The sequence below is a fragment of the Tindallia texcoconensis genome (assembly GCF_055383815.1).
Genome location: NZ_AP042431.1, coordinates 2,211,499 through 2,237,132 on the forward strand (window position 1 = coordinate 2,211,499; position 25,634 = coordinate 2,237,132).

The 25,634-nt window shown below is 40.7% G+C and carries 24 protein-coding genes; 17 read left to right on the forward strand and 7 right to left on the reverse strand.

What is annotated here, in order from left to right:
* The 8 genes from ACZ47N_RS09940 to ACZ47N_RS09975 all read left to right on the forward strand — a co-directional run bounded on the left by ACZ47N_RS09940 (position 1) and on the right by ACZ47N_RS09975 (position 5,135).
* Entirely contained in the window at positions 1 to 855 is an 855-nt protein-coding gene (locus tag ACZ47N_RS09940) for a nucleotide-binding protein (protein ID WP_464886398.1), read from the forward strand.
* Positions 833 to 1,702, forward strand: coding sequence for an ATP-binding protein (locus tag ACZ47N_RS09945; protein WP_464886399.1), 870 nt, complete (start codon positions 833 to 835; stop codon positions 1,700 to 1,702). The genes ACZ47N_RS09940 and ACZ47N_RS09945 overlap by 23 nt, the downstream gene beginning before the upstream one ends.
* Positions 1,703 to 1,722: 20 nt before the next feature.
* Positions 1,723 to 2,526, forward strand: coding sequence for a P-loop NTPase (locus ACZ47N_RS09950; protein WP_464886400.1), 804 nt, complete (start codon positions 1,723 to 1,725; stop codon positions 2,524 to 2,526).
* On the forward strand, positions 2,523 to 2,882 hold the full coding sequence (locus ACZ47N_RS09955) for a NifB/NifX family molybdenum-iron cluster-binding protein (protein WP_464886401.1): 360 nt from the start codon (positions 2,523 to 2,525) through the stop codon (positions 2,880 to 2,882). The genes ACZ47N_RS09950 and ACZ47N_RS09955 overlap by 4 nt, the downstream gene beginning before the upstream one ends.
* A complete protein-coding gene (locus ACZ47N_RS09960) occupies positions 2,860 to 3,132 on the forward strand; it encodes a hypothetical protein (RefSeq protein WP_464886402.1) in 273 nt (90 codons plus the stop codon). Before ACZ47N_RS09955 ends, ACZ47N_RS09960 begins: the two co-directional genes overlap by 23 nt.
* A gap of 80 nt (positions 3,133 to 3,212) precedes the next feature.
* The gene (gene aroD, locus ACZ47N_RS09965; protein ID WP_464888437.1) at positions 3,213 to 3,986 is read left to right on the forward strand and encodes a type I 3-dehydroquinate dehydratase; all 774 of its coding nucleotides are present in this window, start codon (positions 3,213 to 3,215) and stop codon (positions 3,984 to 3,986) included.
* 86 nt (positions 3,987 to 4,072) lie between these two features.
* The gene (locus ACZ47N_RS09970; RefSeq protein WP_464886403.1) at positions 4,073 to 4,762 is read left to right on the forward strand and encodes a Pr6Pr family membrane protein; all 690 of its coding nucleotides are present in this window, start codon (positions 4,073 to 4,075) and stop codon (positions 4,760 to 4,762) included.
* Between the two features lie 22 nt (positions 4,763 to 4,784).
* On the forward strand, positions 4,785 to 5,135 hold the full coding sequence (locus tag ACZ47N_RS09975) for a response regulator (protein ID WP_464886404.1): 351 nt from the start codon (positions 4,785 to 4,787) through the stop codon (positions 5,133 to 5,135).
* Positions 5,136 to 5,196: 61 nt separating this feature from the next.
* On the opposite strand, the gene ACZ47N_RS09980 is transcribed toward ACZ47N_RS09975, so the two are convergent.
* Complete coding sequence (locus tag ACZ47N_RS09980) at positions 5,197 to 6,105, reverse strand: DMT family transporter (protein ID WP_464886405.1); 909 nt, start codon at positions 6,103 to 6,105, stop codon at positions 5,197 to 5,199.
* Between the two features lie 86 nt (positions 6,106 to 6,191).
* Complete coding sequence (locus tag ACZ47N_RS09985) at positions 6,192 to 7,352, reverse strand: MFS transporter (protein ID WP_464886406.1); 1,161 nt, start codon at positions 7,350 to 7,352, stop codon at positions 6,192 to 6,194.
* A 114-nt stretch (positions 7,353 to 7,466) separates the two neighbouring features.
* On the opposite strand from ACZ47N_RS09985, the gene ACZ47N_RS09990 reads away from it, so the two are divergent.
* The 5 genes from ACZ47N_RS09990 (at position 7,467) to ACZ47N_RS10010 (ending at position 15,170) form a co-directional block, all read left to right on the forward strand.
* On the forward strand, positions 7,467 to 8,732 hold the full coding sequence (locus ACZ47N_RS09990) for a TraB/GumN family protein (RefSeq protein ID WP_464886407.1): 1,266 nt from the start codon (positions 7,467 to 7,469) through the stop codon (positions 8,730 to 8,732).
* A gap of 126 nt (positions 8,733 to 8,858) precedes the next feature.
* A complete protein-coding gene (locus ACZ47N_RS09995; protein WP_464886408.1) occupies positions 8,859 to 10,886 on the forward strand; it encodes a sigma-54 interaction domain-containing protein in 2,028 nt (675 codons plus the stop codon).
* Between the two features lie 282 nt (positions 10,887 to 11,168).
* Positions 11,169 to 12,566 carry a C4-dicarboxylate transporter DcuC gene (gene dcuC, locus ACZ47N_RS10000; RefSeq protein ID WP_464886409.1) on the forward strand — a complete coding sequence of 466 codons (1,398 nt, stop codon included), beginning with the start codon at positions 11,169 to 11,171 and terminating at the stop codon, positions 12,564 to 12,566.
* A gap of 125 nt (positions 12,567 to 12,691) precedes the next feature.
* Positions 12,692 to 13,813: a M20 family metallopeptidase gene (locus ACZ47N_RS10005; protein ID WP_464886410.1), complete on the forward strand. Its 1,122-nt coding sequence runs from the start codon at positions 12,692 to 12,694 to the stop codon at positions 13,811 to 13,813.
* A gap of 49 nt (positions 13,814 to 13,862) precedes the next feature.
* Positions 13,863 to 15,170 (forward strand): amidohydrolase, encoded by a 1,308-nt coding sequence (locus ACZ47N_RS10010; protein ID WP_464886411.1) that lies wholly within the window; start codon positions 13,863 to 13,865, stop codon positions 15,168 to 15,170.
* 269 nt (positions 15,171 to 15,439) lie between these two features.
* On the opposite strand, the gene ACZ47N_RS10015 is transcribed toward ACZ47N_RS10010, so the two are convergent.
* The 3 genes from ACZ47N_RS10015 to ACZ47N_RS10025 form a co-directional block, all read right to left on the reverse strand.
* Positions 15,440 to 16,267, reverse strand: a complete 828-nt coding sequence (locus ACZ47N_RS10015) for a peptidoglycan-binding domain-containing protein (protein ID WP_464886412.1) — start codon at positions 16,265 to 16,267, stop codon at positions 15,440 to 15,442.
* Positions 16,268 to 16,377: 110 nt separating this feature from the next.
* Complete coding sequence (locus ACZ47N_RS10020; RefSeq protein WP_464886413.1) at positions 16,378 to 16,989, reverse strand: stage II sporulation protein M; 612 nt, start codon at positions 16,987 to 16,989, stop codon at positions 16,378 to 16,380.
* Between the two features lie 14 nt (positions 16,990 to 17,003).
* Positions 17,004 to 17,807 (reverse strand): alpha/beta fold hydrolase, encoded by an 804-nt coding sequence (locus tag ACZ47N_RS10025; RefSeq protein WP_464886414.1) that lies wholly within the window; start codon positions 17,805 to 17,807, stop codon positions 17,004 to 17,006.
* A gap of 207 nt (positions 17,808 to 18,014) precedes the next feature.
* Between ACZ47N_RS10025 and ACZ47N_RS10030 the strand changes: the two genes are divergently transcribed.
* From ACZ47N_RS10030 to prxU, 3 genes are all read left to right on the forward strand, one after another.
* Entirely contained in the window at positions 18,015 to 19,277 is a 1,263-nt protein-coding gene (locus ACZ47N_RS10030) for a DNA polymerase Y family protein (protein WP_464886415.1), read from the forward strand.
* A 16-nt stretch (positions 19,278 to 19,293) separates the two neighbouring features.
* Complete coding sequence (locus ACZ47N_RS10035) at positions 19,294 to 19,569, forward strand: hypothetical protein (protein ID WP_464886416.1); 276 nt, start codon at positions 19,294 to 19,296, stop codon at positions 19,567 to 19,569.
* A 106-nt stretch (positions 19,570 to 19,675) separates the two neighbouring features.
* Positions 19,676 to 20,392, forward strand: a complete 717-nt coding sequence (gene prxU, locus ACZ47N_RS10040) for a thioredoxin-dependent peroxiredoxin (protein ID WP_464886417.1) — start codon at positions 19,676 to 19,678, stop codon at positions 20,390 to 20,392.
* Between the two features lie 47 nt (positions 20,393 to 20,439).
* On the opposite strand, the gene sucD is transcribed toward prxU, so the two are convergent.
* Both sucD and sucC read right to left on the reverse strand, forming a co-directional pair.
* Positions 20,440 to 21,306: a succinate--CoA ligase subunit alpha gene (gene sucD, locus ACZ47N_RS10045; RefSeq protein ID WP_464886418.1), complete on the reverse strand. Its 867-nt coding sequence runs from the start codon at positions 21,304 to 21,306 to the stop codon at positions 20,440 to 20,442.
* The gene (gene sucC / locus ACZ47N_RS10050) at positions 21,306 to 22,481 is read right to left on the reverse strand and encodes an ADP-forming succinate--CoA ligase subunit beta (RefSeq protein ID WP_464886419.1); all 1,176 of its coding nucleotides are present in this window, start codon (positions 22,479 to 22,481) and stop codon (positions 21,306 to 21,308) included. Before sucC ends, sucD begins: the two co-directional genes overlap by 1 nt.
* A gap of 161 nt (positions 22,482 to 22,642) precedes the next feature.
* Here sucC and ACZ47N_RS10055 point away from each other — a divergent pair, with 161 nt between their 5' ends.
* Complete coding sequence (locus ACZ47N_RS10055; protein WP_464886420.1) at positions 22,643 to 25,570, forward strand: AAA family ATPase; 2,928 nt, start codon at positions 22,643 to 22,645, stop codon at positions 25,568 to 25,570.
* Positions 25,571 to 25,634 lie beyond the last annotated feature (64 nt).

A 25,634-nucleotide genomic window follows, 5' to 3' on the forward strand; every position in this document is an offset into this window, starting at 1 on the left:
ATGAAAATTGCCGTTTTAAGCGGAAAAGGCGGAGCCGGGAAAACTCTGGTGGCAGTAAATTTGGCGGTGGCGGCTCAGAGGGCCGTGTATGCCGATTGTGATGTGGAAGAACCTAATGGCCATCTTTTCTTTCAACCGCAAAGAATTGAATCGGAGTCCGTGGAGGTGGATATTCCTGTTATTGATTTTGAAAAATGCACCGCCTGCCGTAAATGTGTTGATTTCTGCAGATTCAATGCTCTAGCAATGATTGCTGGAAAAGTAATGGTATTTGAGGAAATATGCCATTCCTGTGGTGGCTGCCAGCTGGTATGCCCAGAAAAAGCCATTCATGAAAATAAGCGAAGCATTGGAACGGTGCAAACCGGAGACGATGGAGACATAATGGTGTTGACAGGAATGCTTAATCCCGGCGAAGCGGCAGGAGTTCCAATTATCAAAGAGATCTTAAAAAAGATTCCATCCAGAGGAAAGGTTCTCATCGACTGCCCGCCAGGAAGTGCCTGCAGTGTAATGGAAAGTATTCAGGAAGCGGATTATTGCGTGTTGGTGGCGGAACCCACTATTTTTGGTCGGGATAATCTGGCGATGATTCATGAACTGGTTACTATTTTTGAAAAGCCCGCCGGATTGCTTCTGAACAAGGTGACGGAAGGTGAAAACCCATCCCAAAGCTATGCTAAGGAGAATAACCTGCCCATTTTAGGCAGCATCCCTTTTGATCGGGAATTGGCTTCCATCAATGCTTCCGGAAAAATTGTATCCCGGGAAATGCCTGAATACAAGACGTTTTTCCATGAATTGTTGCAAAAGATTGAAAAGGAGGCATCCTATGAAACAAATACTGGTGCTTAGCGGAAAGGGAGGAACCGGAAAAACCAGCATAACGGCGGCGCTTATTCATTTGATGAAGGCAAAAGCTTATGCCGACTGTGATGTGGATGCACCCAATCTTCATTTGCTGATGAAACCGGAAGATGAAGCGGAAGAGGATGTTTTTTACGGCCTTCAGAAAGCAGATATTCATCAGGAAAAATGTTCTCAATGTGATCTTTGCAGACTGCACTGCCGATTTGAAGCCATTCATAAAGAGCCACACTATGAAGTGGATGCTTTTGCCTGCGAAGGCTGTGGCGTGTGCCAATGGATTTGCCCGTCACAAGCCATCACCATGGAGCCGTCAAAAGCTGGTGATTTGAAAAGATACTGGAAACCAACCCTCTTTTCTACAGCGCAGCTGAGGATGGGGAGCGGAAACTCAGGGCTATTGGTAACAGAAGTGAAAAAACGCATGAAAGAAGGAGTAGAATCCTTATCTGAAAAAACATCGGTTGCGTTGATCGATGGTTCTCCAGGAATCGGATGCCCGGTCATTGCTTCGATTACCGGAACTGATTTGGTTCTAATTGTAGCAGAGCCATCCGTTTCTGGCATTAGTGATATGAAACGAGTGATCCAGACAGCAGCTGGGTTGAATGCGCAATTAGCCGTTTGTATTAACCAGTGGGATAACAGTCTGGAGCACTCGCAGGCGATTAGGGATTTTTGCAAAGAATATGATTTACCTTTGTTGGGAGAGATTCCCTATGATCCGATGGTTGTGGATTTAGTGAATCGAGGGCTCAGTATGACAGAAGAAGACTGCGTAGCAGGAAAAGCGGTGCAGCGTATTTATGAGAAAATAATGCAGATGATGCATTAAAAAATACAGGAGGCGAAAGAATGAATGGGACAACAAAGCAGGAGCCTGTTGATTTTACAGCAAAATTAAATAACAAAAGTAGCATAAAAAAAGTAATTGGTGTGGTCAGCGGCAAAGGAGGTGTTGGGAAATCTCTAGTAACGGCTATGTTGGCTTCGGAAATGAGTCGTCGGGGATTTCGTGCCGGTGTTTTGGATGCAGACATCACTGGGCCTTCGATCCCTAAGGCTTTTGGAATTCATGGAAAGGCCGTTAGTCACGAAGATGGAATTTTGCCGTTAATGACGCCGGGAGGCATTAAAATTATGTCCATTAATTTACTGTTGCCTAAGGACACAGATCCGGTAGTATGGCGTGGTCCATTGGTGGGTGGAACTGTTAAACAATTCTGGACAGATGTTGTTTGGGGAGATTTGGATTATTTATTCATAGATATGCCGCCCGGAACGGGAGACGTCCCTCTAACAGTTTTTCAGTCCATTCCAATGGATGGTATTGTAATGGTAACATCGCCGCAGGAGCTGGTTTCTATGATCGTATCCAAAGCAGTTCAAATGGCAGAAAAAATGGATATCCCCGTTTTGGGTCTGGTAGAAAACATGGCTTATTACGAGTGCAGCGAATGCGGCAAAAAACATTCTATTTTTGGTGAAAGTCATATTGATTCTATTGCCAGCGATCATGGATTAGCATTGGTTGGAAGAATACCAATTGAACCAGAAATTGCAAAATTTTGCGATGAAGGAAATATTGAAAAGCTGGAAACACATTATTTTGACACATTAATTTCTGTAATTGAAAATAGAAAGGAGCCGATCGCATGAGAATCGCTGTAGCAAGTGATGGGAAAATAGTATCAGGTCATTTTGGTCATTGTGAGGGGTTTCATGTTTTTGAAACAGATGGCAAACAAATTCTGGAAGGGAAGATGGTGTCCAGCCCTGGACATCGACCCGGATTTTTACCAAATTATCTGAACGAACTGGGGATCAACGTCATTATTTCCGGTGGTATGGGAGGCGGTGCCATTGATATTTTTCAGGAAAAAGGAATTCAGGTCGTAACAGGAGCAACCGGAGAAGCGCGACAAGCGGCAGAAAAATTTCTGGAAGGTTCTTTGGCTCCGGGTGTTTCTGTTTGTCAGCAACACCAGCATCATGAAGAGTGCGGGGATCATTGATGTAGCTTTAATAAGTGATCCAGGTGTTTCGGAGGCTCATGAACGTTTAAAACCAAAAGAAACTCATTTCCAATGTATTCAATGTCAAAAAATACAAGAGTATGATGATCCTTATATTTTCAAGGAAATGTTACGCCAGAAAGAGTATATTGAAGAAACCTATCAGGATATAATTGACGACATCACCATTGTTACAAAAGGGACTTGCAAAGACTGTGGTATAAAAGCCCTATTCTCTTTGTCAACATAAGAGACGATATGATATAATAGTCGATATTGCTTAGGGTGACTAGGGTGAATGTTTTGAAAAGGATGAGGCTATTGAAAAATGTGATTGAAGTAAAAGGTGTTAGGATTGGTGAAGGGCCTCCGAAAATTTGTGTTCCTATGGTGGGGATGAACGTAGAGCAACTCATGGGGGAAGCAGACAGGATAAACGGGATTCCTTGCGATTTAGTGGAATGGAGGGTGGATTTTTTTCAGCAGGCTAAGGAGAAAAAAGTGGTGCTGGAAATGCTGGGAAAAATCTGTGGAATTATTCCAAACAAGCCGATCCTCTTTACTTTTCGCAACAAACATGAAGGTGGTCATCAGGAAATCACGCCTCAATATTATTGGGAATTGAATGATGCCGTGATGGAAACTGGTAAGGTTGATCTGGTGGATGTGGAACTCTTCAGTGATGCAGAATTGGTGCGAAAACTGGTCAAGGCAGGTAAAAGGAATAAGGTGATGATTATTATCTCTAATCATGATTTCCATCAAACGCCTTCAGTGGAAGAAATGATCAATCGAATGCTTAAAGCGGTGGAATTGGGTGCAGACATTGGCAAAATAGCTGTAATGCCAAAGGATGCTGCTGACATAGTGGCTCTACAGGAAGCCACTAGACGTGTAAAGGTAGACCATGGGCTGGGACCCCTCATTACCATTGGGATGGGTGGACTTGGCGTTGTTACCCGTTTTTCTGGAGAGGTTTTTGGATCGGACATGACTTTTGGAGCTCTGAGCAGATCCTCGGCGCCTGGCCAGATTGATGTTGTGGAACTGCGACAGATCATTGAACTGTTGCATGTCAACATGCCGAAAAAAATAGAGGCTTAAATAAAAAGTTCGGAGTTGCTTCGGACTTTTTTTCAGTGATAGCAAAAGTTGGTGAGTGGGAGAGTAAACTAGAGAGGGAAATAGAGATGAGGAGTGAAACGAAAAAGGGCTTAAGGATTTTTCGCTGGTGTTATGGGCTTATGGGAGGCTTTGCTCTGGCGGCTAGTTATCTTTTCATGATGAATGGTGTTCACCATGAATATGGTCCTATAAGAGCAGCTGGAAGTGTTTTTCGGCTTTTTACCAATCAAAGCAATCTATTGGTAGTTGTTTGGGTGTTTGCTGAGTTGATGAGAACACACAATAATAGAAAGAACACACAAAAAACTGTTGCTTATTCCTTTTTTCGTGGTGGGCTAACGGTCTACATTTTTATGACATTCTTGGTCTATCATATTTTTCTGAGGCATGCCTATCTGGTAGAAGGTCCTAATGCCATCATCAATATCATTACGCATTATGTAATACCAGCAGCGTATATATTGGACTGGTATTGGACAGAAGAAAGACAGATATATCGAATGAAATATGTGCTGTTTTGGATGGTCTATCCCAGCTTATATACGTTGGTAGGCATTGTTTATGGAAAAATAACCGGCACTTTTCCGTATGAATATCTTAACTGGGAATTAGAAAGCTTTGGATACATAATACTTTACGGCATAATGGCATTGATGATTTTTGTGATAGCAGGTATTGTATGTGTGCTGGTGAACCAACAAACCTTAAGAACGTGTAGCAAAAAAAATACTAGCCATGGAGATCCATTAAACTAGAGTGAGAAAAGGAGAAATACGCATGAAGGTGTTAATTGTAGACGATGCAACGATTCTTAGAAAACTTCTGGGGCTTACATTAGAAGAGATGGGGCATGAAATAGTGGGCGAAGCTGAAAATGGATTTAAAGCTATATTGAAATGTGCAGAATTGAAACCAGATGTTATTTTTTTGGATATTACAATGCCTCAAATGGATGGGTTGACGGCTATTCCAAAACTTATTGCCAAGCACCCATCCGTAAAGATTGTTGTTTGCAGTGCTTTGGGCCAGAAGGGTATGATTATACAAGCCATTAAAAGTGGGGCGGTTAATTTTATCGTCAAACCTTTTGAAAAAGACACGATTAGAAAAGTCATGCAATCCCTATAAAGGAAAATGGATAGTAGTGATCAAGCATTGCTTTTAACAAATTGGAGCAAAAACATCTCCATTATTTAGGAGCGTGTTTTAGGAGTGGTTCTTGCACAGGTTTTTTGAAGTTTACTTCGACCATGAGAATAGCGATAAATATTAATCCACACCCAAAGAGCATAGCCATGGTCATTTCTTCTTGTAAGAGCCAGACGCCTAGCACCGCAGCAAATACGGATTCTAAGGACATAATAATAGAAGCATGGGATGAAGTGGTATATTTTTGAGCGATGGTCTGGACTGTAAAACAGCCAAAAGTAGAAACTACGGCCATGTAGATAATGGCAGCCCAAGCTCGGGAGGATAAAGGTCCTGGCGTTGGTTCGAAAAGAAGGGCTGCGGCAATGAACCAAAGGGCAGCAACGGAAATTTGTATAAAAGCAACTTTGAATACGTGAATGGTTTTTGTATAAAATTCAATAGACAGAATATGCATCGCAAAAAAGAGGGCACAGAGTAATGTTAACCAATCTCCTTTATTCAAAGAAAGAGTTGAATCCAAGCCAATAAATCCGATGCCTATCAAGGTTAAGAAACTTCCTGCAAACACTTTGATGGGAGGTCTTTTTTGATACAAGATCCAGTAAAGAAAAGGAACCATAATCACATAAGTGGCGGTCAGAAAACCCTGTTTTGAAGCAGTAGTGTACTGCAGACCGACGGTTTGAGCTGCAAAAGCAAGGAAAAGAATAGTCCCTACAACAGCACTGTTTTTAAACTCTCTTTTAGAAATTTTTCCAATCCAGCGATGTAAAGCAGCGTAAACAACGATGGAAGCCAGGGTGAATCGAAAAGCCATTAAATACATAGGTGTAAGGCTGTTAAGAGCATCTTTGACGGCAACAAAGCCACCACCCCAGGCAAAGGCTACAAATAACAAGCTGAGGTCAGATATATATTTTTTTTGTTTTGAGCTGAGTCGGCTCATAAAATACCTCCTTTGTATAAAGCATCCTTCCTTACTATAACAAATTCTGTGTAATTCGAAAAGAAAAAAGAAAATAGGAGATATCTTTAAGGTTTTGGGGAATGATGAGAGCCAGGCGATAGAGCGAAAAAAAACATACACAGAGCCGTTATGCAAGAAAGAAAGCCTATCCCGAAAAATGCAGTGGAGAGGTTTGCGAAACTGGCCATGAAGCCAACGACTAAAGAAATAAATCCGATAGAAAAATCAATAACGCTTTCCTGAATAGATAGAACAGATCCTCGGGTGTTCATAGCAGAAAGGTCTACCAGCCAAGCAGAAAGAACGGAAAGACCAGCATTGAAACCAATGCCAGATAAAACACTGCTTAATACTAAAAGTGGAAATGGAAAAAATTCTATCCAAAATAAAGAAGCAACTCCAATGCCTAGCAACATAATAGCTGGCCAGGCAACGTGGCTTCGACCTAGCCGATCTGAAAGTTTGCCAGATAGGATAGTGAAAAAGAGACTTGAAAAAGCGAAGAAAGTAAAATAAATGCCTGGATTTCCAATGGTGGTTACACGAGAAATATGGATAGCGGCAAAAGAAACTAAAGATCCATAACACATGGAAGTGAGAGTGATGCCTAAGTACACTGGTTGATATTTTTTTGTTTTAAAGATTTCAATCATAGGATGTGATCCTTTCAGATGGACCTCTTCAAGAATAATTGGAAATTGAATCAAATATAAAGTGCCGATGGAGAGAAGGCCTAAGGTTGTACATATTAGAAACCAGGCATCATAGCCATAGGTTTTAGCGACGTATATAGAGGCCATAGGACCAGTTAAAAAGGACAGCGTACTGACAATACGATAGATGGACATATAAAAGCCAATTTTCTGGGAAGGAGCCATATCTGCTACGGCAGAAATGGCACTGGATATAAAAGCGGCAAATCCGATGCCTTGAAGAATTCGAATGCCAGTAATCATGGCTAGGCTGTCACTGAAGACATAAAGAAATGAGGTGATGGTAAAAATCGACAGTCCTATTAGGATGGCGATTTTTCGTCCTGCTCGGTCTGTTAAGGGGCCAAAATAAAACCGAAAGAGAATGGCAGTGCCATAAAAAGCCGCTGCCTGAACTCCAGCAAAAAATTCTGAACCACCTAAATCTAAGATATAAAGTGGCAGAAGGGTAAAAGTAGAATTGAAAATAGTCATCATTAAAAAGGTAACCACAAACATGAGCCATAGGTTCACTGATTTTATCCTCCTAGGGGGAATTCCTGATTAAGTATCTACAAGAATGCTTTCTTATGGTACAATTATGCCATAAACCAGATGGCTTTGAAACCATCAAAAGGAAGGTAGAAAATGACAGAAGAGATAATCGGAAAAATTGGCAGAGACGAAACATCGGAGACATCCTTTCAGGAAACCTTAGAGGAAAAGATGGTAGAAAAGCCACTAGACGATGATAATATTACACGCTTATATTTGGAAGATAAGGAGATTATTCTGATCGGAACGGCCCATGTTTCAAAAAAGAGCGCAGAGCAGGTAAAAGAAGTGATTGATTACGAAAAACCGGATTCTGTTTGTGTTGAACTAGATCGACAACGATATCAATCAATTGCAGACGGAAACAAATGGAAAGAAACGGATATTTTTAAAATCATGAAAGAAAAGAAAGCGACTCTTTTATTGATGAATCTCATGATTTCCTCTTTTCAAAAACGAATGGCAAAACAATTTGGTGTAAAGCCAGGCCAAGAGATGATTCAAGGAATCGAATCCGCCAAAGAAAATGGTGCCAGATTAGTTTTGGCAGATCGCAATATTCAAGTAACTTTTGCTAGGGTATGGCATGGTCTTGGAATAAAAGGAAAAGCACAGTTAATCGTACAAATTTTCTTTAGCTTATTTGAAGGCGATGACATCACGGAAGAAGAGTTGGAGAACTTAAAATCAAAAGATATGCTGAATGCCATGTTGAAAGAGTTTACGGAGGCATTCCCTCGCCTAAAAAAGCCTTTAATTGACGAGAGGGATCAATATTTGGCACAGAAAATCAAAAACGCCTCTGGGGATAAAATCATTGCTGTACTTGGCGCTGCTCATGTACCAGGAATAAAGGAACAGATTCATTATGAACATGATTTGCAAGCTTTATCTCAAGTACCCCGAAAGAAAAAAAGTTCTAAAATCATACCTTGGCTTATTCCAGGGATAATTCTTGGAATGATAGGTTATACTTTTTATCTTAACTTTGATGCAGGAATTCAACAATCGATCACCTGGATTTTGTGGAATGGAAGTTTTTCAGCTCTGGGAGCGGCGATTGCTTTTGGTCATCCGCTCACCATTGCCTCGGCGTTTTTGGCGGCTCCACTCAGTTCCTTAAATCCGATGTTGGCAGCTGGATGGGTAGCGGGTATTGTGGAAGCGTTGATTCGCAAGCCTAATGTGCAAGACTTTGAAGATTTGACAGAAGATCTGCTTAGTCTTAAAGGATTTTGGCGTAATAAAGTGACTCGAGTCTTGTTGGTGGTAGCCCTAACCAATGTGGGAAGCAGTATTGGTACTTTTATTGGTGGTGCCAATGTAATTCGTTTGTTTTTAGAAACCATTGGACTATAGCTTAAGACTAGGGAGAGCCCTTCGTGGAACATAAGCGAAGGGTTTTTTGATGGATAAGGAAAAGGCCTATGGCATGTATCGTTGTTCTGTGTGAAGCTTAAATCAACAAATAAGGAGATTAGAGTCATGAAAAACATTGCATTGATTACTATTGGTAAGCCAACAGCAAAAGTGATTAAAGAACAGCTAGAAAGTTTATTTGGAGAAGATATTAAAGTGTCGTGTTATTTATTAGCAGATCAAAAGGCGATTCTTCAAGCCAAAGCAGATCTGTTTTTATATACAAAAGGATGTATAAGATATTTGGTGTTGGAAGGAGATCCGATTCGCAGGCCATATCTTGAGACAGAAAGAGTCATTAACCATAAAAAAATCAAAGAGATTATATCCATTCCAGAAGGCCTTGACGTATTACTAGTGAATGATTCTGAAAACACGGCGGGTGAAGCAATTCAGCAACTTAAGCTGATTGGTCTTGATCACCTTCAGTATCATCCATTTTTTCCAGGATGTCGAAAAAAAGTGGAAACTAGTATTGCGATCACACCTGGTGAATCGCATTTGATTCCAGATAAAGTAGAGCATGTAATTGACTTGGGGAGTCGAATACTGGATATTAGCACCATTCATGACATCATTTCTGCCTTAGAGCTAGAAGAGAAAATCGAACAAAGTTTTTTGATGGAGTATCTTCGTAATATTGTGAAAATATCAAAACTCATTGATGAGAGTAGGCGAGATGCACAAGAGTCGGAAAAATTGCTGGAGCGGATTGTTAATAGCATTGAGCATGGCATTGCTTATATAGGTGAAAACAATCGAATTATTAATGCAAACACAAATTTCGAAATGATAATTAGCAAAAACAAATCCGAATTTATTGGAGCGGAAGTTTCTTCCTTAATGGAGATCCCTAAGGGTGAATTGAAAGATCAATTAACGTGGATCACTGAAATAAACTCTGCGGAAATGTTGGTGGACGTACAAAAGATCGATTTTGAGTATCATGCAGGATATTTGATGACCATACAATATACAGATCGAATTTCGAAATTAGGGCATCGCATACGTCGGAATCAAGAGAAAAAAATAAAGCAACAACTTCATTCTTTTGAAGATTATTTAACTGAAAATCAACAAACAAAGCAAATGGTTGAAAAGGCAAAGAAATTTTCTATTACAGAAGCAACCATCCTTATTCAAGGTGAAAATGGAACTGGAAAAGAAATATTGGCCCAAGCGATTCATACGGCGTCCAAGCGACGAAAGGGAGCCTTTGTACCTGTGAACATAGGAGCATTATCGCCAAGTCTATTAGAAAGCGAGCTTTTTGGATACGAAGAAGGGTCTTTTACCGGGGCTTTAAAGGGCGGTAAAATGGGCATTTTTGAAATAGCTAACGGAGGGACAGTCTTTATTGATGAAATTGGAGATGCACCCTTGGAGTTTCAGGTAAAACTCCTAAGAGTGCTAGAAGAGAAAAAAATAAGAAGGGTGGGCGCTCTGGAAGAAATACCTGTAGATGTACGGGTAATTGCTGCGACGAACAAGGACTTGATGGAGCTGATAGATAAAGACATATTTCGTGAAGATTTATTTTTTAGATTGAATATTTTGCCTTTGCATACCATCCCTTTAAGAGAGAGGAAAGAAGATATTCCTTATTTATTAAACGTGTTTATGAATCAGAAATTTACAGGTGCACATCGGATGGATTTGTCGGATGTTTGTGAACCGCAGGTCATAGATCTATTGATGAAATACCATTGGAGGGGTAATATACGAGAACTACTGAATTTAGTAGAATATCTCTCGATTATTTATGAAGGGACTCCTATTCAATGTCAAGATTTACACCCTCATATGTTAAAAACACCTGAAACACTAGGAGGGGATGCATTGTTTTTAGAAGAAAATGCGGTGTGGATTTTGTCCAAGTTGAAGGCAGTGGAACCAGATTCCCTAGGAAGAACAGCCCTTAGGAATCAGGCTGAAAAAGAGCATTACAATCTTGGGGAGGGGAAAATTAGGCGCTTGTTAAAAGAGCTAGAGGCAAAAGAATTGATTGTTGCGAGAGGTAGCAAAAAAGGATATGAAATGACGGAATTAGGAAGGAAAGTTTTAGAAAATTACGTAAAAACACTAAAGGGATAAAAGTTGGTTAATACAAACCTACGATGGATAAAAAAAGCCGATGCGAGAAGCGTCGGTTTTTTCTTTGGAAGAATAAGATTTTTTAAACGTAGGCAAACCAAGAAAGAACTTTGGAAAGCCAAAGAAATGGACGTGCAAAGCTTTCTTATGAAAAGGAGGGGCCGTTGGCATAAGAATTGCATATATAAAAGAAATGAATGTATAACTATTTTTTTGAAAAAAGGAGGCAAGGGATCAAGGAAGATTGTGAAAAATATATTAAAGTTTAAAGGAGGATATTAGATGTTTGGTGTTATTATTGCGTTAGTGGTCACCGGATTTGTAGCGAGAATGATCTTAAAAAAGTATAAGCCACAGCCTGTATTGATGCTTGGTGGAATGGTGTTAATGAGTTTAGCCATTGTTTTGGGAACGGGTGAAATTGTTGCAGAAGACTCCAGTACTGGATTTATTTGGTTTGATATCTTTGAATTTATAAAAAACACCTTTAGTAATAGAGCGGGAGGCCTTGGTCTGATTATTGTAGCAGTAGCTGGCTTTGCTCGTTATATGGATCATACAGGTGCCAGCAAGGCATTGGTGGGCCTGACGATTAAACCGCTACAGAAGTTGAACAAGCCTTACTTGGTATTGGCCCTTGGTTATATTGTAGGGCAAACATTGAATATTTTTGTTCCGAGTGCAACGGGAGTTGGTCTTTTGCTGATGGTTACCATGTATCCCTTGCTGATTAGTTTAGGTGTAAGCAAATTGGCTGCTACAGCCATGATAGGAACTAGTGCCTGTATGGATTTGGGACCGGCATCTGGAAATTCCAACTTAGCCGCTGCAACGGCGGAATTGGATGTAGCGGTTTATTTTGCACAATACCAGATTCCAATAGCCATTGCGGTTGCCATCACCATTGCAGTGCTTCATTACTTTACGCAAAAACGATTTGATCAAAAAATAGGCCATGATGCAGTTCAGGCAGCATCAGAAGCAAAAGTAGAAATAGAAAGATTGAGAGCTCATGAAGATACTGATGGGGAAGATATGCCGCCGATGATTTATGCAATTTTGCCATTGATTCCTTTGGTTTTGATCTTTACTTTCAGTAGCATGGTGATTGATACGATTAATATGCATGTTGTAACGGCGATGCTAATTAGTTTATTTGTAAGTATGGTTTTTGAGTTTGTTCGGTACAAAAATGCGGAGAAAGTGCTGGGAAGTATTATGGTTTTCTTTGATGCCATGGGAACTTCTTTTGCTCGTGTAGTTACCTTGATTGTTGCGGGTGAAACCTTTGCACGTGGACTTACAAGTATTGGTGCTATTGATACCATCATTAGTGCTTCACAAGACGCTGGTTTTGGACCAGTCCCGATGATTCTTATTATGACGACTATTATTGCTGCATCAGCTGTTGTGATGGGGTCCGGCAATGCGCCTTTCTTTGCCTTTGCGGCCTTGGCACCGGACGTATCTTCTCAGGTAGGAATAGCAACCGTGGTTATGGTGCTTCCTATGCAGTTCGCAGCCAGCATAGCCAGAAGTGTTTCGCCAATTACGGCGGTGATTGTAGCTGTTTCTGGCGTTTCGGATGTTAATCCAGTAGATGTTGTGAAAAGAACGGCGATACCAATGACAGGAGCACTTCTTGTCACCGTGATTGCAAACTTTATCTTATTTTTGTAAATGGGTTTTAGTGGAATGGGGTCAGATTCTACCTCGGACTGAAGAATGAAGGATGCTTGATAAAAAAGGGCGAGAGAATACTCTTGTCCTTTTTCATAAAAAATATCCCAGGAGGGCAACCAATCATGATGAATTTTGAAAAGTATCTAGAAGAATTGGAATATCTTGTTAACATTGATAGTGGAAGCAAACATCCAGAAGGTACAGAGAAAATAGCGTCTTTTTTTTCGGATAAGTACAAAAAATTAGGCTGGAAAGTGGAAAAGATAGACCTTAGCGATGAAGTTGGTCCTGTTCTAAAAATAGTTAATAAAGAAAAAGGAGAGCCCTATGATGTCTTGCTACTGGGCCATATGGATACGGTTTTTCCTGTAGGAGAAGCAAAAAAATGGCCTTTTAAAATAGAAGGAAACAAAGCTTTTGGCCCTGGTGTGAATGACATGAAAAATAGTTTGTTGGCAATGTATTACAGCCTGGAGCAATTGCAAAAGGAAGATAAGCTAAGGGAATCTTCTGTATGTATTCTTTTGAACAGTGATGAAGAAATTAGTTCGCGTTATTCCAATACCCTTATTAGACAAGTAGCTAGACAATCCTCCTGTGTTTTTGTTTTAGAACCAGCTAGAGCGGATGGTTCTATGGTAAATGAGAGAAAAGGCGTAGGAAGATACTTTCTTGATTTTAAAGGAAAAGCTGTTCATGCAGGAGTGGAACCTGAAAAAGGAATTAGTGCCATAGAAGAAATGGGTAGGTGGATTGTGGAACTTCACAAAATGACGGATTTTGAGGTAGGTACAACTGTTAATGTAGGCGTTGTTTCTGGTGGAACGGGAGCCAATGTAGTGGCAGAAAAAGCCAGTGCGGAAGTAGACCTTCGCTTTAAAAATGTGCAAGAGGCGGAGAGGATTGATAGTATTATTCGAGAGATGCAAAAAAATCCCTTTGTAAAAGGTGTTGAAGTGGAGATTAGGGGCGGTGTGACAAGACCTCCAATGAATCCCAGTCAAGCGACAATACAGCTATGTGAAAAAATATCGAAAATAGCCGATGAATTAAAAATTGAAACAAGGTGGATTGCTACAGGAGGTGGATCTGACGGCAGTCTTACAGCGGCAGAAGGAGTTACAACGGTGGATGCTATTGGACCTGTAGGCGGTGGATCCCATGGAACCGGTGAATATATTTTACTAGATTCCATAGAACCAAGAATGCAATTACTGATCAGGAGTTTAGAACTTGTACTTTAATGCAACGATCCTTTGAAGGTAGATGTTTTTATGCATAGCATAGAACAAGATGAGGGGTGATCTCATTTTAAATGAAAAAGTAATTGCCTATCGAAGAGAGTTTCATCGCTATGCAGAATCAGGATGGCGTGAATTTCGAACAACGTCAAGAATTGTTGAAGTTCTGCAGGCTTTGGGATATGAAGTGAAATATGGAAAAAGGATCCTGCATATTCCTTCTGTCATGGGCAGAGAGGAAGAGAGGGATATTGATCATCAGATTAATCGTGCCATTGAACAGGGCGGAAACCCAGAAATCATTAAAAGAATGGAGAAGTATACAGGTGCCTTGGCAATTCTTGAAACTGGGAAACCTGGACCAACGATTGGGATACGCTTTGATATCGATGCCAATGATGGGGTAGAAAGGGACGATGAAGCTCATCGTCCCCAAAAACAAGGATTTCGATCTTTAAATGAAGGAATGATGCATGCTTGTGGCCACGATGGACATGCAGCTATGGGCTTGGGCTTGGCGGAGGTATTGATAAAGGATAGGGAACACTTAAGAGGTAGGATCAAGCTCATTTTTCAACCAGCTGAAGAAGGGGTACGAGGAGCTAAAGCAATGGTTGATAAGGGTTTGCTGAAAGACGTAGATTATTTTTTTGCAGGACATGTAGGCTTTGGCTTGGAGACAGGCACCTTAGCTCCGAAAACAGAAGGGTTTTTATCCACGACAAAGATAGATGTTGAATTTACTGGGAAAGGAGCTCATGCAGGGAAAGATCCTGAAAAAGGAAAGAACTCCCTGCTAGCTGCAGCAACGGCTGCCCTGAATATTCACGGTATTTCGTCACATGGTGATGGTGTTACTAGAGTTAATGTGGGAGTAATGGAAGCTGGTGTAGGTCGAAACGTGGTTCCTTCTAAGGCGATACTAAAAATTGAAACGCGAGGGGAAACATCAGAACTTAACGCTTTTGTCTATGAACAGGCGATCAAAGTCATAGAAGGTGCAGCACATATGTATGATAACCAATATTCAATTACAACAATGGGGGAAGCCATTACGGCAGTTTGTGATGATGAATTAGCAGAAATCGTGGAAAAGGTAGCGAAAGAAAATCAGCTTATGGAGGTGGGGAGCGTCCTCTCCTCAATGTACTTGGGCGGAAGTGAAGATGCCACCTTGATGATGAAAGAAGTTCAGGATCAGGGTGGAAAGGCCACTTACCTTTTTTTTGGATCAACTACTTCAGCAGGACACCATAATGAAGGCTTTGATTTTGATGAAACGGTGTTGATGGAAGGTGTAAACTTATACCATGCAGTGATTAAAAAGATTCAGATGATTCATTTAGGTTTTGGGGATTGAAGTGTTAAGACTCTTGAGAGATGGATGGATTCAAATTGCTTTAAGATGCTGAAAGTTGCTGGGAGCCAGAGAAGTTGCTAAAATACCCTATGAAAAATGGTTGAAATTCGTAATGCCTATTTTGGAATATGGACTGGTATTGCGGCTGTGTCTATTGGATTTGAAGCTTTGATCGGGTGGAGTTAAAATAAAGCACTTTATCGAAAAGACCCTGCTTTTCTTCATAAGAAAAGCAGGGTCTTTGTTTGTGAGGATATTCCTTTGAGTGCTTATTGAGATTGGTAAGCTTTCTGAATGGCCTGTTGATGGTCTGAACAAATGGTATTGCTGCCGTGTGTACGACTACCTTTAAAATGAATGTCCATATGGCCATCCATTCCATTGCCATGTATTGCATTTAAGTTGGTACCAGTTCCGAAGCCGCCACTTCGATTGTGAACGGTCTGATTGGTTGGAAGTCCGTCAATACCAGCATGAGGCATAGGGGCAATAGAAGCGGCAATGCGGTGGCCGTGTATTTCCACAATGACAGGAATGCGTTGCCAACTCCAATTACCGCCAGCTATTTCCTTTAGGATGCGCGTATCTTTTTTGGTAAGAGTTTCGACATCGGCATGATTGCGGCCATATGTACGCTGAACCTTAAAGCTTCGTCCAGAAGCAATATCTGTGATAACGGCATTTTCGCCGCGGTTCCATAAAGGTTTAACATCGTCAAACCAAGAAAGCATCTGAACTTCTGATCCTTTGGTTGACTCGGACCTTGAGGAGCCTCGAGAGACAGATGCTTGAGTGTTTTTAGATGTTTTTAAAGCCTGGATTTTTTGGATCGTACTGGAACCAACGAGACCATCAGCGGTTAAGCCATGTTGTTTTTGAAAACTTTTAACGGAAGATTCAGTGATGGTACCAAAGTATCCGGTAGGATCAACAGAGAAAAAACCCAAAGATTGAAGATCTTGCTGTAGCTTCATTACATCAGGATTTTCCATTTCGTAGCGCAAAAGGATTCCTTCGGAATATGCATTGGCTGGGATGGTAGCCATAAAAAGTGCTGCGAGAATACCCAGTAGAACAATTGATTTTTTGGTAAACATAAGAAACCTCCTAATAAATAGGTTGGTCGCATGATGCTTGCGACACATCGCTTCATAGTTTACCATATTCGGCTAGGGATGACAAATTTAATGGTGTAAGCTATGGAAACTTAAAGATAAAGCTGCATTAACCAAGGTGTTACAAATACTTCGACAATGGCTGCTATGGATAAAAGTAAAATAATAACAGGAAGGCTCCATAGAGCAGCTTGATAATTTTTCTTTAATCGGTGTTTTCGAGTTTGACCTAGAGGGGGTGAAATAAGTTCTGCAGAGATTTTTAGACCGATGGCTCCACTTAAAAGAATAGCGGGAATTTCGAAAATGCCGTGAGGAAGAATTCCGACGACGTAAAAGCCAAATAGACTAATGGTTCCATCCGTGGTAATTAGTGTTGATACAGCCCCAACGAGACCGCCGTTTATAATAAGTCCAAATATAGGAAACACAAGGAGGATACCACCTAGTAGCATCATTAAGGAGGCGCGTAGGTTGTTGGCAAAGAGAATGCCTGCGCCATGCCACATAGAAGATCCAGAAAAAACATCTGCGGCTAGCTCCTCCAGATCATCCAAAAAATGACTGAAAAATCCAAGGATTTCTTCGTAATAGATAAAAGACAGGGTCTTAAAAAGCAACAAGGATCCCATGAAAATAATGAGTGATGCCATGAACCATTTACGGTGGCGAGTAAATGGTTGTTTAAGGATTTGAAAAAGCATGAGGAACACCTTCCTTATAGTTCGCGCTTATAGGTTAGTTGATTTAGAAATGTTTCCAACTCTCGATTAAAAAGGGTTGGTGCATCCATATTTGCGTTGTGCCCTGAGCCTGGAATAATAACAAGGCGGCTGTTAGAGGATACTTCATGCCATTCTTCGGCTTCCGTCAGCAGGGTTGCTGGGGAATCGTGTTCACCATGGCAAATCAGCAATGGATGTGTAATGGGAGCATCAATCCCTAACTCGAAACTTTGCATTAACCCTCGCCAGACAAAGAAAAACTGTTTGCGTCCCATTTTAGTTAAGGATTCTTCGTAAAAAGTTCGTGCTGCTGGTGTCGTAGCTTTGCTAACAGCAATGCGGTAAAAAAACTTTTTTTCTGGAACCATTCGAAAAAACATGGGCATCAGCATGAACATAAATCGTTGAAATCTACTTAATTGTTCTGTTTTCAGTTTTGAGCCACCAACGCTGACGATGCCCTCGATCTGGTTTGGGTAAAGATGAGCCGTGTATTGACTGATCATGCTTCCCATGGATTGACCAATTAAAATAGCCTTGGAAGCCCCGATGCTGTTTACCATACCAAGAATATGTTTTGGCATTTCTGTAAACTTGAAATTTTCTTGTAAGTCATAGGATTTTCCATGTCCAGGAAGATCCCATACCAGGCATCGATAATGATCCTTAAAAGCCTCTACTTGCTTTTGAAACATCAGGTGACTTAGTCCTGCACCATGGGTAAAAACCAAAACTGGTGCCTTTTCTGGACCAATGACATCATAAAACAACTCACCATCCCTGGTGGAATATTTCATTCTTAAAAACTCCCTTCGCTGTCGATTTAAGCTTTTCACCCGTAAGATCTATAATCCATCATCCAGAAAACATCATTTTTATTAGATTCAGAGGCGAGGGCTTTTGATCGGTTCATCTGCTATTATAGCATAGAGAAGCCTTAGAATGAAAAGCGAGTTGACAGAAAACGTATGTTCTTGTATTCTATTTATATAGGAGAGGATCGTATGTTCGAGATTTTTCATATAGACGTCAATAGTGCTTACTTATCTTGGGAGGCGGTTGATAGACTACAGCATGGTGCTAAAGTGGATTTACGAGAAATACCAGCCGTGGTTGGTGGCAATGAGGCTAGCCGTCATGGGATTGTGTTGGCGAAGTCGATTCCAGCAAAAAAACATCAGATAGAAACGGGAGAAACGCTTTTTAGTGCTAGGCAAAAATGTCCTGAGCTGGTAGTGGTGCCACCAAACTATGCTTTATATATGCAATGTAGTGATGCCATGAATAAAATCTTAAGCCAGTATTCACCAATCATCCAACGATATTCCATTGACGAATCTTTCCTACATTATCAGCAACCTGCTGCCAACAAGGAAAATTTTCAGAAGCAAGCAATGGAAGTAGCCCATCAAATAAGAAGAAGAATCAGAGCAGAATTGGGATTTACAGTGAATATAGGGATTGGACCCAATAAACTTTTGGCAAAAATGGCCTCGGAATTTAGAAAACCTGACAAAGTACATACCTTATACCGTCATGAGATAACTGAAAAAATGTGGCCGCTACCTGTGGGTGAATTATTTTTTGTTGGGAGGGCAACGGCAAAAAAACTTTTTCGATATAATATTATAACCATAGGCGATTTGGCCAGGACGGATCCAGACTTAATACATCAGTGGTTAAAAAAGCCAGGGGTACTAATTTGGCAATATGCAAATGGACTGGATAACTCGCAGGTAATAGAACAACCAGTTCCGATTAAAAGTATCGGTAATTCTAATACGTTGGCTTTTGATGTTGTGGATCGTAAAACAGCTCATCAGATTCTTTTGGCCCTTAGTGAAACCCTGGGAAAGAGGATTCGACATATGGAGCGGAGCGGACGTGTGGTTTCGGTGACCCTGCGTTCGGCAGAATTGTTCACCTATGGAAAACAAAGTAGCTTAGAAATTCCAATTGATTCCACCACGCTTATTTGGAAGGAAGCCTGTAGAATTTTTGATAAAGCATGGAAAGGGGAAGCCTTGAGACATATGGGAATTCATCTTTCGGACTTATGTAGGAATGACTATAGCCAGATGTCATTCCTACAGGAACAAACAGATCGATTGAAGCGATTGGATCAAACCATTGATAAAATTCGTTGTCGATTTGGGGATACCTCACTCTTTCGTGGATGTTTTTCTAACTCGTCGATTCCGCCCCTTATGGGAGGGATTGTTCAGGAGGAGGAAGCTGAGTATCCCATGATGTCCAGTTATTTGTAAATAGGAGGAGCAGTAGATGAAAATATGGATGCAGCCTATTGAAATGATTGCCTTTTTTGATGCCAAGGGCAGTCCAAGGCCGTTACGATACCGATGGGAATCGCCTCTTAATTTTGGAGATAATGGGCTTCACGTCATTAAAGTGGATCGGATCATTGAGTATCGGGAAGAGAAACTGGCTGGAAATCGGATGATTGTATACCGGTGTCAAAGCATGATCGGTGATTTGGAAAAAGTATATGAATTAAAATACGAATATAAGACGTGCAGATGGTACTTGTATAAAATGTAAATGATACCAAATTGCCATTTAATGTGTTTGAAAAGCAAATAAAGGGTATATGTTGGATAGAGATTCTGAATAACTATATACACATTACCTATAGGAGGTGGAGGAATTGCCAGAAGATTTTAAACCAGGATGCAAGCGACCACCGATACAGAAGAAGGAAAGCGTCGCAATAGAAACGGAACCATCCATAGACACGTCAAAGGAGGAAGAATCAATGATTAAAGTCGGAAAACCAGCCCCGACATTTGCGGCACCAGCCTATTACCAGGGGAAGTTTGTTAACATTAATCTAGAAGAGTATAAAGGAAAATGGGTACTGCTTTGTTTTTATCCAGGAGATTTTACTTTTGTCTGAGCTACGGAAATTTCAGCAGTTGCTGAAAAACATGATGAGTTGCAAGCTCTAGGAGTAGAAGTATTATCCTGTAGTGTAGATAGCATGTTCGTTCATAAAATGTGGAATGATCATGAAATTTCTAAGATGGTTCATAAAGACGTTCCCTTCCCAATGCTAAGCGATGGTGGCGGTGTCATAGGAAAAATGTATGGTATTTATGATGAAGAAGGTGGAGTAGAAACACGGGGTCGCTTTATTATTGATCCAGATGGCAATGTTCAGGGATTTGAGGTATTGACACCTCCAGTAGGAAGAAATATTGCTGAAACCATACGTCAAATTCAAGCCTTCCAGCTAGTACGTGATTCTAAGGAAACCAAAGCAACCCCAGCTGGATGGAAGCCGGGAAAACAAGTGTTGCAACCAGGACCAGACCTAGTAGGTAAGGTTTGGGAAGAATGGAAAGTAGAAGAAGCCTTTAAATAAAATTTTTATCAGAAAAGCCCCATATAATATGGGGCTTTTCTATGCTTCTAAAGTGCTTGTTTCAGTAGTGGCACAATTTCAGAGATTCTACGGGCGACACGAATGCCGTAGCGTTCCATTTCAATGATTTTACTTTCGGCGGTTCCGCTGGAACCAGAGACAATGGCGCCTGCATGTCCCATTCGTTTGCCTGGTGGTGCTGTGATACCGCTTACAAAACCGATAATGGGTTTGGTCATATGTTGTTGAGCCCATCGAGCTGCATTTTCTTCTGCATCACCACCGATTTCTCCGATCATGATGATGGCGTCGGTTTGACTGTCTTTCTCAAAAGACTCTAAGACATCGATAAAGTTGGTTCCGCTAATGGGATCGCCACCAATACCTACGGCTGTAGATTGGCCGTAACCAGCAGTAGTCAGAGCGTGAACGGCTTCGTAGGTAAGGGTGCCAGATCGGGAAACCACACCGATACGACCTGATTGATGAATATGTCCGGGCATAATGCCAATTTTACAGACGTCTGGAGTGATAATGCCAGGGCAATTGGGGCCGATGAGTCGAACTGGACGGGATTTAAGGTAATGGGAAACCATAATCATATCCTGTACGGGAATGTGTTCCGTAATACATAGAATTAGGGTGATGCCTGCGTCGGCTGCTTCGATGATAGCATCAGCTGCAAAGGGCGCCGGCACATAAATAACGGATGTATCTGCATGGGTAGCATCCACCGCTTTTTGAACAGATCCATAAACCGGAACACCTTCTACTTCCTGCCCATCTTTACCAGGTGTAATGCCACCTACTATTTTTGTGCCGTAGTCCAGCATCTGACGCGTATGCAATTTGGCGGCAGAACCGGTAATCCCTTGGACCAATACTTTTGTGTGTTCAGTTACCCAAATGCTCATTACACAACCCCTCCTGTTTGAATCATTTTAACGATGGTGGCAGCGCCGTCATCCAGACTTGAAGCCGTAGCGATATTTAGGCTGGAATTTTTTAAGATAGCGGTCCCTTCCTGGGCTTGGTTTCCTTCCAATCGAACGACCATAGGAACATCAATTTGTTGAGCCTTGGCAGCTTGGATAATACCCTTTGCAATGGTGTCGCACTGCATAATCCCGCCAAATATATTAATGAAAATCCCCTGAACACTTTGGTCTGAAAGAATAATCCGAAGTGCTTCTGTTACGTTTTTTACCGTTGCACTTCCGCCTACATCTAAGAAATTGGCAGGTTGACCACCTTCGCTGTAAATGGAATCCATGGTGGCCATGGCTAAACCAGCCCCATTTACAAGGCATCCGATGGTTCCATCCAAGGCCACATAAGAAAGACCGTGACCGGCGGCCTGAATCTCTTTTGAATCTGACTCCGAGGAATCTCTCAAAAGGCTGATGGAGGGTTGTCGGTAGAGTGCGTTATCATCAAAGTTTATTTTCGCATCTAAAACAACAATTTCTTGAGACTGGGTTAGGACTAAGGGGTTTACTTCTAACATATCGCAGTCCATGTTTATAAAGGCGCTGTATAGACTCTTTAAATGGGCCTCCATTTTTTGATGAGCTGCCTTAGGGACATCTAGGATTTCTAGCACTTGGCGGATTTGATAATCCCTTAGATGAGCAAGAGGATCTATGGGGATGGTTAAAATTGCTTCTGGGTTCTTTTGAGCAATGGATTCGATTTCTACGCCGCCTTCTTTTGATGCAATTAGAGAAATACATTTGTTTTTTCGATCCACGACTAGACTCAAATAGTATTCTTCGGAGATGGAACACCCCTCTTCAAAATACACTTTTTTTACGGGGACACCATTTTTTCCAGTTTGGGGAGTGATCAGTTGCATGCCAAGCATTTGCTGACAAATTTTCACGGCTTCTTCATGACTGTGTGCGAGTTTAACGCCGCCAGCTTTTCCCCGCCCTCCTGCGTATACTTGGGCTTTTACCATTATAACATCCGTTGTTATAGTCGATGCTTTTTCAGCCGCTTCGTCGATATGTTCAACTAATACTCCTTTTAAGACATGGACGCCGTATGGTTTTAACAGTTCTTTGGCTTGATACTCATATACATTCATCTATTCATCTCCTTATCTCAGTGGATTGAGAGTAATCCATGATATGATCCTATTACCCTAAAAAACACAAGATCAAAACATAATGCTCAGAAAGGTTATTTTTGATATAATAAAAAGAAATGAAAAGAATCGATCTTTATAGAGGAAAGGAGGAAAAAAGAATGCCAACAGTAAAGGCAACATTATTGAAAACACCATCCATGACCTTGGATAGCGAAGCCATAAGGCTTCCTTATCGAAAAGCAGAGGCCGCTTTTTATTATTTGCTGGTTAATCGAAAAGCGTCCCGTTCAGAAATGATGCATTTACTGTGGGGAGATTTTCCGGAAGAGACGGCTCGTAAAAATTTGCGGAATGCACTATACAAAATTCGGAAAACCTTAGGCGAACAAGTGGTGCTGGCACCCAATCAAAAAGAGTTGATACTAAATCCAGAGTGGCAATGGCATACAGATTTAGAAAGTTTTTTTTCAGAAGGAAAAAATGCATGGAAAGAGTATCAACAAGGTTTTCTAAAAGGATTTTCTGTTAAGGATGCGGAAGAATTTGAAAACTGGATGATGGAAAAACGCCAGGAATGTGAAGAAATATATTTGCGAAAGTTACATCAGGGAATAAAAAAGGCAGAAGACGATGGAGATTTGGAACGGGTTCTAGAGTTGGGGAAGGCCTTGATTCGTCAAGATGAATTTGATGAAGAAGCTAGAAGGAAAGTAATGGAAGCGTATACTAAAAAAGGTCAGTATCATAAAGCTATACAAGAATATGAAGAAACTGTCAACATACTAAAGGAAGAACTGGGGATTCAGCCAGAAGCTAAAACTAAAGAGCTGTATAATCAAGTATTTAAGCAGCGGCAGCCCCAAGGGTCTGAAGAAACAAGAAAAGAAAAATTTCAATTGTTTGGTCGAAAAAAAGAATGGCAACAGCTTTTAGAGCAAATGGATGAATTTTATCGGCATAAAACACCAAGGTTGATCATGGTGTGTGGCGAAGCGGGAATTGGAAAAACCTTGTTGGTTCAGGCTTTTGTAGAAAATGAAGCTTCTTTAGAAATAGAGGTTTTGGAAGCGAACTGTTATAAGCAAGAAGAACATTTTGTATTAAAACCGTGGCAACCAGTGTTTTCTCAGCTCATGACCCTTATAGAAACTCAACAGATTGAAATCCCCGAATCTTGGATTTATCAGATATCAAGACAGTTTCCTATCTTTGAGTCTTTGTTAACAAAGAAAACAGATAGACTCCATTCATCAATTCTCGAAGAAAGTCAACGATTGAATGTGATGGAAGCAGTTGTGGGAATGCTAAAAAAAGTAGCCAAAACTAAAAAACTACTTTTTATTTTTGAAGACCTGCACTGGATGGATTCTGTTAGCCTACAGTTAATGCGTAGGATTTTGCAGGAAAAAACGTTGCCGATTCTATTCTTAACAACGCTTCGGGATGGGCATGAAGATCGAATGACCACTTTAACAGCGTCTATGAGTCAAAAAAATAATGTGACGCGAATTTCATTGCAGCGGTTCAGTTTCCAACAAACCCTTCAATGGATTAAACAAGAGTCAAACTTTCAACAAATTGACAAAAAAATAGGAGAAAAAATATATGAAGAAACACTAGGAAATCCATTTTTTGTGGCGGAGTACTTGCACGCACTGGAAACTTATGGGAGTACAGAAAAACTATCTGAAAAAGCCCAGAATATTCTTCAAAGTAGGTTGCAAGAAATACCAGAAGAAACTAGAAAACTATTGGAACTCATCTCGCTTTTTTTTCATCGAGTATCGGTGAGCCAAGTAGCAGGGATAAGCAGTGCAGATGAGGTTGAAGTAGCAGATATGCTTCAAGAGTTGGTAGATCGTGGCGTTTTAAGAGAAGTCATTGAGGGGAAAAAAACCAGTGTAGAGTTTACGCATCAAAAATTCCGTGAATATGTGTATGAACAGCAATCTCAGTCGAAAAGACGTTTACTGCATCAACGGATAGGACGCCAGTTGGAAAGTCAACTTCGGGATAATACAGGAGATGTGCTTCGCTATACGGATTTAATTCATCATTTTAAGCAAGGTGGCGACTATTCTCATGCTCTAAAGTATATTATGAAATACTTGAATAGTTATTTGGATTACTATCATGAACTATTTCCTAGTGCCATTCATTTGCGTAATTTACCAAGACAGTCTGTTTTTTTGAGTAGAGAAGAGACAATGAGTTACTTTGAAGAAGTAGAAGCCATTATGCAGGGCATGGATCTAGAAGAGTTGCAGGAAGAAGAAGTTCGCTTCTGGCACCTATCTTTCTTGCACTTAAAAGGTCGACTCTTGATAAGAGAAGGGGAATATCAGCAAGGGGTTCAAACGACAGAAAAAATGATTCGCTTAGCTTTGGAAGCAGAGAGTTGGGATCACGCTATCGGTGGATATCAACAGCTTGTATATTACGGAATTCAAACCCAGAAGCCAGAAGTAATGATTAAAAATATTGATCAGGCCGTTGCTTTGGCAGAAGCTTATCATTACTCAGAACGGATTCCGCTTTTTTTAAGGTTGAAGGGATTATATCTTATGATGAGCCAAGGATTTGACGAAGCAGAAATTGTGCTTAACCAAGCGATAGAAGCTGTGGAAGAAATAAAAACCAAAGATCGACAACATGTAGTCCATGTGGCAGCATGTCACTACTACAAAGGTGAAATGCATCGCAATCGAAAAGAATATGATCTAGCGATAGAACAGTATCAACACGCGGTAGACGACTGTTCTCAGAAGGATGTGCGACACCACTCTATTGCCGTATTCTACACTGGGATGGGCCTGGCTAGCTATCAGATGGGAAAACCCGAAAAAGCAGAAACATATCTTTGCAAAGCACTGGATTACTTTGGTGAATATGAAATCTTTTGGAGACGGTCTATTGCAAATCTATATATGGCATTGATTCAATTTGAAAAAGGAGAAAGAAAAAAAACCAGTCAATTTTTAAAAAAAGCAGAAGAGTATGCCAACATGATTAAAAACCCCTATGAATTAAGTGTATTAGAGCGAATAAAAAAAGAAATAGAAATGAAAACGTCTTCACGGTATTGACGATTTGAAGACGTTTTTTTGATACAGTAAGATCAGATAAAAATTATTATGAGATGATAGATGA